The 12,869-nt window shown below is 53.0% G+C and carries 12 protein-coding genes and 1 other annotated feature; of the genes, 5 read left to right on the forward strand and 7 right to left on the reverse strand.

All coding sequences use genetic code 11. The annotated features are described in order from the left end of the window. Positions 1-11 precede the first annotated feature (11 nt). The 5 genes from era (at position 12) to C814_RS09745 (ending at position 4,800) form a co-directional block, all read left to right on the forward strand. The gene (era, locus tag C814_RS09730; protein WP_016315512.1) at positions 12-905 is read left to right on the forward strand and encodes a GTPase Era; all 894 of its coding nucleotides are present in this window, start codon (positions 12-14) and stop codon (positions 903-905) included. A 105-nt stretch (positions 906-1,010) separates the two neighbouring features. Next, a complete protein-coding gene (locus C814_RS24080) occupies positions 1,011-1,199 on the forward strand; it encodes a hypothetical protein (protein ID WP_196809904.1) in 189 nt (62 codons plus the stop codon). Beyond that, a complete protein-coding gene (gene recO / locus C814_RS09735; protein WP_158604927.1) occupies positions 1,144-1,905 on the forward strand; it encodes a DNA repair protein RecO in 762 nt (253 codons plus the stop codon). The genes C814_RS24080 and recO overlap by 56 nt, the downstream gene beginning before the upstream one ends. A gap of 56 nt (positions 1,906-1,961) precedes the next feature. Continuing rightward, complete coding sequence (locus tag C814_RS09740) at positions 1,962-4,343, forward strand: endonuclease MutS2 (protein WP_016315514.1); 2,382 nt, start codon at positions 1,962-1,964, stop codon at positions 4,341-4,343. Between the two features lie 154 nt (positions 4,344-4,497). Continuing rightward, a complete protein-coding gene (locus C814_RS09745; protein ID WP_016315515.1) occupies positions 4,498-4,800 on the forward strand; it encodes a hypothetical protein in 303 nt (100 codons plus the stop codon). A gap of 61 nt (positions 4,801-4,861) precedes the next feature. Here the strand turns inward: C814_RS09745 and ymfI are convergent, their stop codons facing one another. The 7 genes from ymfI to C814_RS09780 form a co-directional block, all read right to left on the reverse strand. Beyond that, a complete protein-coding gene (gene ymfI, locus C814_RS09750; protein WP_155846337.1) occupies positions 4,862-5,602 on the reverse strand; it encodes an elongation factor P 5-aminopentanone reductase in 741 nt (246 codons plus the stop codon). Between the two features lie 98 nt (positions 5,603-5,700). Next, positions 5,701-5,946: an IreB family regulatory phosphoprotein gene (locus C814_RS09755; protein ID WP_016315517.1), complete on the reverse strand. Its 246-nt coding sequence runs from the start codon at positions 5,944-5,946 to the stop codon at positions 5,701-5,703. Between the two features lie 169 nt (positions 5,947-6,115). Beyond that, positions 6,116-8,497 (reverse strand): phenylalanine--tRNA ligase subunit beta, encoded by a 2,382-nt coding sequence (pheT, locus tag C814_RS09760; protein ID WP_016315518.1) that lies wholly within the window; start codon positions 8,495-8,497, stop codon positions 6,116-6,118. Between the two features lie 14 nt (positions 8,498-8,511). Continuing rightward, on the reverse strand, positions 8,512-9,531 hold the full coding sequence (gene pheS, locus C814_RS09765) for a phenylalanine--tRNA ligase subunit alpha (RefSeq protein WP_016315519.1): 1,020 nt from the start codon (positions 9,529-9,531) through the stop codon (positions 8,512-8,514). Positions 9,532-9,624: 93 nt separating this feature from the next. Continuing rightward, positions 9,625-9,854, reverse strand: a binding site (T-box leader). A 66-nt stretch (positions 9,855-9,920) separates the two neighbouring features. Beyond that, positions 9,921-10,796: a UTP--glucose-1-phosphate uridylyltransferase GalU gene (galU, locus tag C814_RS09770; protein WP_016315521.1), complete on the reverse strand. Its 876-nt coding sequence runs from the start codon at positions 10,794-10,796 to the stop codon at positions 9,921-9,923. 76 nt (positions 10,797-10,872) lie between these two features. Beyond that, entirely contained in the window at positions 10,873-11,880 is a 1,008-nt protein-coding gene (locus tag C814_RS09775) for an RING finger protein (RefSeq protein WP_016315522.1), read from the reverse strand. Between the two features lie 149 nt (positions 11,881-12,029). Continuing rightward, positions 12,030-12,572 (reverse strand): dihydrofolate reductase family protein, encoded by a 543-nt coding sequence (locus C814_RS09780; protein WP_016315523.1) that lies wholly within the window; start codon positions 12,570-12,572, stop codon positions 12,030-12,032. Positions 12,573-12,869 lie beyond the last annotated feature (297 nt).

The following is a 12,869-nucleotide window of genomic DNA, read 5'->3' on the forward strand; positions in this document are numbered from 1 at the left end:
GGAGTGACTTCATGCAAGAGACAAAAACAGCGTTTGTTGCCATTGTGGGCAGGCCGAATGTTGGAAAATCGAGCCTGCTCAACGCCCTGATCGGTGAAAAGGTAGCAATCGTTTCGAATAAGCCGCAGACAACCCGTACACGGATCACTGGTGTGCTGACCCGGGAAAATACCCAATTTGTGTTTATTGATACGCCTGGGCTGCACAAGCCGCGCACCAAGCTGTCGGAATATATGGTTAAACAGGTGAATGAAAGCGTGGCAGATGTGGATGTCGCGGTTCTGGTGGTTGAGCCGGCCGGCGAGATTCAGAAAGCCGAACAGGAACTGATAGCGTCCTTTCAGGCGCAGCGGATTCCGGCTATTCTTGCGATCAACAAGATCGACACACTTGACCTGCGTGAAAAACTGATGCCTCGGATTCTGGCCTTTTCCCAGGCATATCCATTTGAGGCTGTGGTTCCGATCTCCGCGCTGAAAGGGGATGGGGTGGACGCGGTTCTGGACGAGCTGGAAAAATTCGCAGCACCGTCCCCGTTCTTTTTTGATGAGGATACCCTGACCGATCAGCCCGAGCGGGTGATCGTTGCCGAGATTGTACGGGAAAAGCTGCTTAAAAACATGTATGACGAGATTCCCCATGGTGTGGCAGTGACTGTTGAGCGGATGCACGAGCGTGAGGAACAACAGCTCATTGATATTGAAGTACAGATTTATTGTGAGAAGGAAAGTCACAAGGGGATGATTATCGGCAAAGGCGGCGGAATGCTGAAGCGGGTAGCGAGTCAGGCTCGGGAGGACATCGAGCATTTCCTCCGCTGCAAGGTGAATCTGAAATGTTGGGTCAAGGTCCGGGAGGACTGGCGCAACCGGGAAAATGTGATCCGCTCATTCGGATTCAACTGAGTTTGTCAACCTAAAAATTGATGGAAATTGTGAGAACGATTCCCTCTGATAACTGAAGAAAAACAGCGAACACTACTTCCATAGAGTCTGATGGAGGTGGTTGTGGTGCAGCCAAATGAGCAGCAGGCATACGATGCCTTTTTGCATACCGGCAGGGTAGCCGATTATTTGAACTATCTGGATGTCAAGCAGCAGGGGCAGGGGAGACCGGTGCTGGGCGATGTTCGGACGGCAACAGGTGAGAACAGTGCATATCACGACCGATGGGATCGTACTGCGGGAGCGGGCGGTTGAAGAATATGACAGTGTGCTGACGCTCTTAACCAAGGAGCGCGGCGTCATTACGGCCTATGCACGAGGGGCGAAAAAGCCGCGTGGGGTTCTGCGAGTCCCAGGTGAGCTGTTAAGCTACTCGTGTTTTGTGCTGTTTGAGAACAAGGGAAAGTACAGCGTTGATAAAGCGGATTTAAACAGCCTGTTTATGGGGGTGCGTGGGGATGTGGAGAAGCTTTCTCTGGCCTCTTATTTCTGCCAGCTCACTGCAGAGCTGGCACCCCATGAGGAGCCAGCTCTCGATTATCTGCGGCTGCTGCTCAACTCACTCTATCTGCTCGACCGGGGGAAGAGGAGCTGCGGGTTCGTTAAGGCAGTCTACGAGCTGCGTCTGATGACGATGGCAGGCTATATGCCGAATCTGGTTGCCTGCACAGGCTGTGGATGCTTCGAGTCGGATGTGGTTTATTTCCTCCCGCAAAGTGCGTCGATCGCTTGTGGGGCGTGTATCCAGAATTACCCTGAAAACCAGATTCGGGTTCCCCTTTCGAGGACGGTACTCGCTGCAATGCGGCATATTCTTTACGCGGAGTCTGAAAAGTTATTTTCCTTTACAGCTCCGAAAGAGCAGCTTATGGATCTGAACGAGATCACCCAACATTATGTCATGACACAGATTGAAAAACGCCTTGAAACGCTGGATTTTTATCTTTCTATGCAGATTTAAACAACACATGGATACATAAGGCGTTGAGATGGCCTGCATGAGCAGGGGAGGAGTTTATGAATAAATATTGTAAAGCATTAGAACTTGACAAGGTGCTTTTGCGTCTTTCGAAGCACTGCTGCTGTGCGGACAGCCGGGCAATGGCGCTTGCGGTCGAACCTGCAGATAATCTGCGGGATGTACGTGCATTAATGCGGTTCACATCAGATGCAAATGCGCTGACCAACCGGTATTCGACCCCATCAATCGGTTCGATCGAAAACTGTTCGGGTGCACTCAAGCGTGCCTCGATCGGCGCGCAGCTTTCCCCGAGAGAACTTCTGGATGTGGCACGCGTGCTTCGTGCGATTGAGACGATCGAGCGTTGGGGACATCAGCTTGAGGGAGATCCTACCAGTCTCGACATTTTACTCGGGTCGGTGGTCGCGCTCCCTACTTTGCAGCGGAATATTTCGGCGACGATCCTCTCAGAGGACGAGATCGCCGACAATGCAAGTCCGGAGTTGTCAGAAATTCGGCGCAAGATCCGTCAATCGGGGGCAAGGGCCCGAGAAGTGCTGGATCGAATGGTGCGCTCTGCTACCTATCAGAAATTTTTGCAGGAAAACATCATTACCCAGCGCGATGGGCGGTTCGTTGTGCCGGTCAAAATCGAATATCGAAACGAGATCAAAGGTCTGGTCCATGACACTTCGGCATCCGGCTCTACCGTTTTCATCGAGCCGATGGGAGTGGTTGAGGCGAACAATGAAATCCGTCTTCTCCAAAGCAGAGAGCAGGCGGAGATCCGGCGTATTTTGCAGGAACTGTCTGCGCAGGTCGGCGGATGTGCCGAGAGCATTAAGGGCAGCTATGAGGCAATCGTTGAACTTGACCTTTATTTTGCAAAGAGCAGGCTCGCTGACGAGATGCACGCAACCATTCCAAACCTCAATGAAAATGGGGTGGTTTTCCTGAAAAAAGCGCGGCACCCTCTGATTGAGAAAGAGAAGGTGGTGCCGATTGAACTGCGCCTTGGCGACGGGTTTGACACGCTGGTAGTCACCGGCCCCAACACAGGGGGAAAGACTGTAGCGATCAAGACATTGGGACTTCTGGTGTTGATGGCGCAGTGCGGCCTGATGTTGCCAGTGGCAGATGGAAGCTCGATCCCGGTTTTTGAAAATGTACTAGTCGACATCGGTGACGAGCAGAGCATTGAACAGAGCCTCTCGACCTTCTCGGCGCATATGACCAATATCATCCGGATTTTGCAGGAGGCAAACGAAAAGTCTCTGGTCCTGCTGGATGAGCTGGGCGCGGGGACCGATCCGGTCGAAGGCGCGGCACTGGCGGTCGCGGTAATTGAACAGCTTCGAGCGCAGCGGTCCCGGGTAGTTGCTACCACCCATTACGCAGAGATCAAGATGTTTGCACTTAATACAGAAGGCGTCGAAAATGCGAGCTGCGAGTTTGATGTGGCCACTCTGAGACCGACCTACCGTCTGTTGACCGGAGTGCCTGGGCGCTCCAATGCCTTTGCAATCAGTGAACGGCTGGGTTTGCCGGTCGAGATCATCGAGAGCGCAAGGGCGCATATTTCAAAAGAGAATACACAGTTCGAGGATGTGGTTTCCCAGCTTGAAGCGACCCGCCAGGAACTGGAACATGAGCGGGAACTGGCACAAACCAATCGGATCGAGGCGCAGCGGACGAGTCAGGAAGCCGATGAGCTGCGCCGGACGATGCAGGCCGAGCGGGAGCGGGAACTTGAAAGGGCGCGGCAGCAGGCGCGAGGGATTGTAGAACAGGTTCATGCCCAGGCACAGGCGATGCTTGACGAACTAGACGAGCTGAAAAAGGCGAAGGATGCCGCTGCATTTGAGGAGCGGCTGGCTCAGGCGAAGGTTTCGTTCCGCGCTGATATGCGAAAATTACAGGACCTTGCGGACCCTGTGACCCGCAAAAATCCGGAGAACTATACGCCTTCCCGCCCATTGAAACGGGGGGATACAGTGCGATTGCTTTCGATGAACAGGGAAGGAACCCTGTTGTCCGCCCCGGATGGCCAGGGATACGTCACTGTACAGGCGGGCATCCTCAAGACAAAGGTGCATCAGTCGGAGGTAAGGCTGGTCGATATGGGCAAGAAACGCACAACTTTCAATAATGCAGGCATCTCAACCCGCGGCGTTTCCTCCAAATCGGTCCGCAGCGCAAAAACGGAGCTAGATCTGCGCGGCATGACCGCCGATGAAGCATTGGTCGAGCTTGACCGGTTTATCGACAGCTGTGTCCTTTCGAATGTGCCGTCGATCACCATTATCCACGGAAAAGGCACAGGGGTGCTGCGTGCCGCGGTCCAGCAGCGGCTCAAGAGCCATAAGAATATAAAGACCTTCCGCCTGGGAGCTTACGGGGAAGGGGAATCAGGGGTTACAGTTGCAGAGCTGAAATAGCTTTACAGAAACGCGAAAATGTGCTATCATAAGAACAATGTGTTTGTATCCCCTTGACAGGATTATGATGTGAAAGGGCAAATTGCGCTTGAGCTTTCGTTTCAGACGAGTTTTTTGTTAAACAAATCAATGAAGATAGATTGCGAGGGATTTTATGGAAAAAAAGATTACCCAACCCGGCGCACTGACCTTCAAAGGGCGTCCTTTGGTTCGGTGCGATAAGACCATTTATTACGGAGACATGGGGGACAAATATGTGGCGATGCTGCAAATTCTGGGGGAGTCTCCTTTTAAAGACACCATGCTTCCGAATAAAGTTTCGGTTCAAATCTGGTCGACTGATGATGAACTGCGGCCGCGGGATCGGATCATCAAAAAGACCGAGAAGAACAATCTGTACGATGCGCTGAATATCGCCTCGATCTGGCTGGAACGTCAGCTGAGCAGTAAGTCCTGATGATTTGTGCAGCAGATGAAACCATCCCCACATCCGGTGTTCTGGATGTGGGGATGGTTTTTCAGATTACGAACCCGCCGTTAGGGCTGATGACCTGTCCGGTGATAAAATCTGCCTTTTCGGATGCAAGAAAGACGATCGCGTGGGCAGCGTCCTCCGGCGAGCCGATCCGCTCAAGCGGGGTTTCCTCCTGAAGGGCGGAGAGCGTCTCCTGATCGAGCGCGGCGTTCATCTCGGTGGAGATCACTCCGGGCGCAACACAGTTTACCGTGATGTGCGACGGCCCGACCTCTTTGGCAAGCGCCTTGGTTAGGCCGATTACCGCGGCTTTTGATGCGGAATAGTGGACTTCGCACGAAGCTCCGGTGATCCCCCAGACAGAGGAAATATTGATAATTTTTCCGCTGTGGCGGCGGATCATTTGCGGCAGGACACACTGGCAGGTATGGAACATCCCAGTCAGATTGACCGCGAGCATCCGCTCCCATTCAGCAGGGGAAATATCGTTGAACAGCTTCTGTTGAGCGATTCCAGCGTTATTGACCAGAACATCAATGCTGCCGAACCGCCGTTCAACAGCATTCACCATTGCTTCCACCTGGATACGGTCAGAGACATCTGCGCAAAAGACCTCTGCATCCTGACCAAGCGATCGGATACGGGTAGCGATCTCGACCGCCCGGAGCCGGTTTGCACAGTAATTGACCGCCATCTGGTATCCCTCCTGTGCAAAAAGCATCGCAGCCGCAGCCCCAATCCCGCGGGAGCCGCCAGTAATCAGTACCGTTTTAGACATCCGGATTCCTCCATATCTTGTGATCGAACCATTCGCAAAAAAATCTGCTAGGGGTGAAACAGACGCCCCCGTCTTTACGGCGGGGGCGTCTGAATCCGCTGTTTCTAATCGTTAAGGTAGCTTTTAACCAAAAGCTGGAGCAGCTCGTCGCGGTCGATCTTGCGGATCAGCGCGCGTGCGTTGTTGTGAGTCGTGATATAGGTCGGATCTTCCGACAGGATGTAACCCACGATCTGATTGATGGGGTTATAGCCCTTTTGACGCAGAGCATCATAAACGGCGGTTAGAATCTCCTTTAACTGCTGCTCCTTATCCTCATGGATTGAAAACGAAATTGTTGGCTCGTGCATTACATCACCTCTTTTTTGATAGTACGTCGCTCGATGCAATCAGCCTGCCGGAAACCGCTGCGCTGATTGATGACAAGTTTATTTTACTACAAAGTTCGAGGAATAGCAAGGGGATGCAAAGTTTTATATGGTTTATTTTATGCAACAACGGTTTGGATTATACCGGATTTCAGCTGCGGATTTCGACACCGATTGTTTTGAGCGCCTTCAAAACCCGTTTTACCGCCGCGTCAGCCTCTTCATCGGTAAGGGTGCGGTTATCTGCACGCAGGGTCAGGCTGTATGCGACGCTCTTTTTGCCTTCCGCAACCTGTGAGCCTCGGTAGATGTCGAACAGAGAGACATGTTCCAGAATGTTGCCGACTGCACCACGGATTGCCTTTTCCAATTCGGCGACCGGCAGGGCATCCTCGCAGATTAGTGCAAGATCGCGGGTGGAAGCCGGGAACCTAGGCAGGGGAGTGTAACCCTTTTCTGGAGCAACATGCGCAAACATCACGGCCTCGCTGAGTGAAGCAAGGTAGACCCGCGTACCAATCTCGTAGTTTTCGGAGACAGAAGGATGCACTTCACCAATCATGCCAAGGGTTGCATCACCGATCGATATCACTGCACAGCGTCCCGGATGGTAGGTGGGGTGGGTGGAACAGGCGGTAAACTCATATCCTTCGATCCCCAGCCCGTTGAGCAGGGTTTCAACAGTCCCCTTCAGCGAGAAGAAATCCTGTTCGCTCCCGTATGCACCCAAGGTGATGAATGGAGTTTCCTCCGGCAGTTCCCGTCCCTCTCGAGGCAGATAGACAGTACCGATTTCATAGAGGGAAGCGGACTTGTTCCGGTTGTTGTAGTTGCGGGAGAGCACTTCGAGCATCGAGGGGACGGTCGTGGTACGCATGACGCTGGTATCTTCACCGAGCGGATTGCTGATGACCACGCAGTTGCGGTAGCTGCTGTCTGCGGGCAGGCCGATCTTGTCGTAATATTTCGGGCTGATGAACGAATAGGTCGAAATTTCGGACAATCCCTGCGCCCGCAGGATCGAGTGGATGCTGCGGTCAAACTTCTGCTTGTCGGTATAGCTGCCGTTTGCAACCCCGCGGATTGCAGTCGAAGGGATTTTGTCGTAGCCATAGAACCGGGCAATCTCTTCGGAGATATCTGCTTTATGCTCCAGATCGAGGCGGAAGGAGGGCGGGATCACGTCGCCGCCGTCAATCCGGCATTCGAGGCGGGTCAGAATTTCCTTCATCTTCTCGACTGGCACGTCGATGCCGATGAACCGGTTGATCCATGCCGGATCGAATGGAATGCGGCGTTCTGTCCGGTCCGCATTGTCCACGTCGATCGTACCGCCGACCACCTCTCCTGCGCCGAGCAGCTCTACCAGCTCGCAGGCCCGCTCAACCGCAGGGATGCAGGTTGCGGGATCAAGCTGCTTTTCAAACCGTCCGGAAGCTTCGGTGCGCATCCCGAGCTTTTTGGCAGTGGTGCGGACCGACGGCCCGTTGAAGCAGGCGGACTCAAAGACGATCATATTGGTATCGTCAACGATGCCGCTATACTCGCCGCCCATCACGCCCGCAACCGCGGACGGTTTTTTTGCATCGGCAATCGTGAGCATATCTGGAGTAAGTGTGCGCTCCACTCCGTCGAGTGTCACAATCGTTTCTCCCTCGGTTGCGCGGCGGACGACAATCTTCCCGCCCTCAACAAATTTATGGTCAAATGCGTGCATCGGCTGGCCGTACTCCAGCATGACATAGTTGGTGATGTCAACAATGTTATTGATCGGGCGGACACCGGAAGCACGCAGGCGCTCGCGCATCCACCGCGGGGAAGGCTCAATTTTGATATTTTTGACCATCCGCGCGACGTAGCGCGGGCAGAGATCGGGTGCGGTGACCTCTACCGAGAGATAGTTGTGGATGTCATCCACTGTATTTTTGACAGCCGGTTTGGGCAGGTTCAGCGGGACATCGAAGGTGAGCGCCGCCTCCCGCGCAAGCCCGGTTACAGACAGGCAGTCGGGACGGTTGGATGTGATCTCAAATTCAACACAGGTATCATTTAAGCCGAGTGCACTCTGGATGTCCTGTCCGAGCTGGACGTCCGGTTCTTCCAGCAGGAAGATACCATCCTCGTCAGCATAGGGAAAATCGTGCTGCGTCAGTCCGAGTTCGCCGAGCGAACAGAGCATCCCGTTGCTTTCCTCGCCGCGCAGCTTGCCCTTTCGAATGTGCTTGCCGCCCGGCAGGTCGCTGTCATCCAGTGCAACCGGCACGATATCGCCAGCCTTGACGTTGTGTGCGCCGGTGCAAATCTGGATTGGCTCCCCCGAGCCGACATCCACCTTGCAGATTACCAATTTTTCCGCATTCGGATGCGGGTCCACCGAAAGCAGTTTACCGACAACCACATTGCGGATTTCGCTGCCTTCAATCTCATAACCCTCCACCTTGGAACCGGACATGGTCATCTTCTCCGCGAATGCACGAGGGGAGACATGTCCAATATCCACATAATCCTGTAGCCATCTGATCGACAAATTCATGATCGTTTACCCCCTTAGAACTGGTTGAGGAACCGTACGTCGTTCTCGAAGAACAGGCGCATGTCGCTGATGTTGTAGCGGCGCATGACGATGCGCTCAAGCCCCATCCCAAACGCAAATCCGCTGTACTCCTCGGGGTCGATTCCGCAGATCGAAAGCACCTTGGGATGCACCATACCACAGCCGAGAATTTCGATCCAGCCTTCGCCCTTGCAGAGACGGCATCCCTCACCCTTGCAGGCGAAGCACTGGACATCCAGCTCGGCGGACGGTTCAGTGAACGGGAAGTGGTGCGGACGGAACCGGACCACCGATTCTTCACCATACAGCCGTTTGACAAACAGTTCTAACGTACCTTTCAGATCCGCCATGGTGACCCCTTTATCGACTACCAGTCCTTCGATCTGGTGGAAGAGAGGGGAATGGGTAGCGTCGACTGCATCCGAACGGTAGACCCTTCCAGGAGCGATGATGTGGATCGGCGGTTTCTGGTTTTCCATTGTGCGGATCTGGACAGGGGAAGTCTGTGTCCGCAGAAGCACGTTGTCCGAGATATAGAAGGTGTCCTGTGTATCCCGGGCAGGGTGGTCTTTCGGAATATTCAGAGCCTCAAAGTTGTAGTAATCCAGTTCTACCTCCGGGCCTTCCGCGATCGAAAAGCCCATCCCGAGAAAGATCTCCTTAACCTCGTCCAACACCTTGGTGAGCGGATGCGGTTTGCCGATCGGGGCGGCCTTCCCGGGCATTGTGACGTCGAGTTTTTCAGCCTCCAGCTTTTTGGACTGCATCTCAGCTTTGATCGAAGCGGCTTTTTCGTCGATCAGCGCTTCGATAGAGGCGCGCACCTCGTTTGCGAAGGCACCCACTTTCGGCCGCTCTTCGGCCGAGAGCTTGCCCATCTGCTTGAGGATGGCAGTCAGTTCGCCCTTTTTTCCGAGGTATTTGACGCGAAGCTCATCGAGCAGTTTGGGGTCGCCGGCCTGTGCCAGCGCCTGTGCCGCCTGCTCCTTGATCGTTTGCAGTGCGTTTAGCATGGTGATTCTCCTCCTAATGATTCCTTTGAAAACTGCGGTGCAGGATTTCCGGGAAATATCGTCCGCTCCAAATAAAAAACGGTCCGTCCCTCCAAAAGGGACGAACCGCTGAAAAGCGTCCGTGGTACCACCCATATTCCCAGCCAAGGCCGGGCACTCCTGCTGCCGGTAACGGGGCAAACCGTCTGCCGCCTACTTCTTCCGGTTCAGCGGAGCCGCTCACGGGCGAACTTCACCTGTTTCCACTGCAGTTTGCTTTCAGCCGGTGACAAACCTCTCTGAATCAGCGGGGGACAGGCTACTTTCCCGATCTCAGCGTTGTTACTGTGAGGTATCATAGCATATCCTGAACAAATTTGCAAGGGGCTTTTTTTGATCGCCTGCCTTTGTTAAAGGGTGGAGGCGATTTCCTTCAGATAGGCCCGCAGGCCGGTTCCGATTTCAGGATGGGTAAGTCCTACCTCAATGGTTGCCTGCAAAATCCCGAGCTTGTTCCCCATATCATAACGCTTCCCGGTGTAGGCAATCCCCATCATATCTCCCCGTTTGGCGAGGGTGCGCATCGCGTCGGTCAGCTGGACTTCGTTGTTTCGGGAGGGGGGGGTATTCTCAATCAGCTCGAAGATGTCCGGAGTCAGAACGCACCGCCCCAGAATTGCAAAATTTGAAATCACTTCTTCGGGGAGCGGCTTCTCGATCATGTCGAACACTTCATAGACCGCATTTTGAACCGGCTTAACTCCAAGCGTGCAGTAGCTGCGCAGCAGATCATCGGGCACCTCTTTGATACCGACCACACTCTTTCCATAGGTTTCATGGACTGCGATCAGTTCGCCGATTGCGGGTTTTTCGGGCGGGGAGATGACGACATCATCCCCATAAAGCACCGCAAACGACTCGTTACCGACAAATGATTTTGCACATCCAACTGCATGGCCGAGTCCCCGCGTTTCCTTCTGGCGCACATACTGGATATTGCACAGATGCGCCAGCGAAACCACCTGATCGAACAAATCCTGTTTGCCGGACGAACGGAGCTTGTCCTCCAGTTCAGGGGCATGGTCGAAATGATCCTCAATCAGGGATTTCCCGCGGTTGGTGATGATTAGGATATCCTCGATCCCGCTGGCGACCGCTTCTTCCACGATATACTGGATCGCCGGTTTATCTACGATGGGTAACATCTCTTTCGGGACAGCCTTGGAAGCGGGAAGCACCCGTGTGCCCAAACCGGCTGCCGGGATGACTGCTTTACGTACTTTCATAGAGAACCCTCCATAACACAAATCGTTGTCTAAAAAAGCTATTTGGTGTCTTTGGCAGAAAGCTTCCGTCTATCCACTAAGCCCCTGCGATGACAGTAAGAGCGATCAACAGACATGATCCAAAATAGGCTGCGGCTGCGCCAACGAGACAGAGAACGACTGCAACACGGCTGGTCCGTCCGCAGCGGACAAGGGAATCGGTATAGATTTGATCGTTCACCGTGCTGCCCAAATGTTCGCGGATTTTAGCGACCTTATGGAACACATGCTGCATATAGAGTTGATTGGCGAAAAGCGCGAGCAGGAACATAATCCCGAGCATAACCATTCGGGTGTAAGGAAGTAGGCGATAGGCCCAGAGGTGGTTGACCGGCTCGAACACCGGCATGATCCCAACAGAGATATCTGAGAAGTTTTCCAGCACAAATATCGTGTATTCCCGCGCAATAAACAGTGCAGGAACAAAGGTCATTGCCGCAAGCAGAAGCAGGAGCGTCCCAGCCAGATACATTTTGCGGTAAAAGAAATAGACAAAATGGAACAGGAATGCCGAAAAGTTAAATGATATTCCACTGTGTTCGGACATCTGCTTGAATCGAGGCAGGAAATAGTGGGAGTTCGGCCCGATATAGAGCGCAAGATCCCGCACCGATATGCCATTGATCTGGTCGTCCGGGGACAGACCTCCGAAAGAGGCATTATAGGCATTGGAACTTGCGTAAGGATTTGGCCCCGGCTGTTGAGAGGGCTGCTGCCACTGCCATTGACCTGCCGGATCGGATGTTTTCCGGAGCGGAGTCCCGCAGATCTGGCAAAATAGTCCGCTTGGCGGATTGTTCGCACCGCAGGAGGGACAGGCTGTGCTGGACGCATGATCGGTCCGTTCTTGTCCCGTATAGGTATCCCGCCCGGATGGCTCCCAGGTATGCCCCTTGATATGTTGTTCTTCGAATGCGCACCGGCCCTCCTGTTGGTAGCAGGCGCGGTGATGTGGTGTCCCGCATACCGGGCATACAACAATATCATCCTCATCCGTAAATTTTTTATCGCATACCGGACAATGTACACCTGTATAGTGTGCCAAAAAATCAACTCCTGAACCATTCAAAACTTTGCTTGTGTGATCCTTATGTGAATATGATACATGGATTTCTAGATTTTTCAAGGGCGTAATTATGAACAAATCGGCCTAATTTTACAAAAACAGCTGATTTGTTGCCTGTTACTTGAAAATCATACAGTATCTGGTGTCTCCTTTAACCGGTACCTCATCTCTACAATCCCGTTATAATGCAGGACAGACAGGAGCATCAAGCCCATAGAGCGCTCGGCGGTAAACAGCCGAATGCCACCTCCCAGAATGGTAGGGATCACTGAGATAAAAAGTTCGTCAATCAACCCAGCCTCCAGAAGCTGGTTGGCGATGTCTGAACCTCCGCAGACCCAGATTCCACTACTGCTGTTTTTCAGTTCGGCAACCAGATCCGCGGGGGATCGGTCGGTAAACAGAATCTCTTCCGTAGAAAGCAGCTTCCGATGGGTAAAGACATAGCTCTTCAGCCCGCGGTAAACCCAGTTTTCTGGAGAGAGTTCGGAAATAATCTGATGATAAGTTCTGTACCCAAGGACGACGGTATCAACGGTCTGGATGAAATCCGGATAACTTCCCGGATGCCCGCAGTCACTGCCATCACCGTCGAGCCAGGCAACACCGCCGTCCCGATCTGCGATATAACCATCCAGACTCATTGCAATATACAGGATTACCTTACACATAGAGACCTCCGAAAAACTGAAATTTTGCACTTGGGAAAGCAGTCCAATTATAACACAGGTGCCTGCCTGCATCAAGGGAGCCAGATGGGGACTGCCCCTTTCGATCTGAAGTCGCCTGCTGGCCAGCTTTTTAAACACTTCATCAAAACAGAACTTATATATTTCTGCATTTTTTCTTTATAGCTGCTGATTGTTTGTTAGTCATCCGTTTTCTCTACTTTGAAACAGGCTCTGGCGGCTTTACTTTTTCGGAAAAGAATAGTATAATAAATTGTTACAAAAAGCAGGGATTGTCTG

This window comes from Anaerotruncus sp. G3(2012) (assembly GCF_000403395.2).
In the GTDB taxonomy this organism is placed as follows: Bacteria; Bacillota; Clostridia; order Oscillospirales; family Ruminococcaceae; genus Anaerotruncus.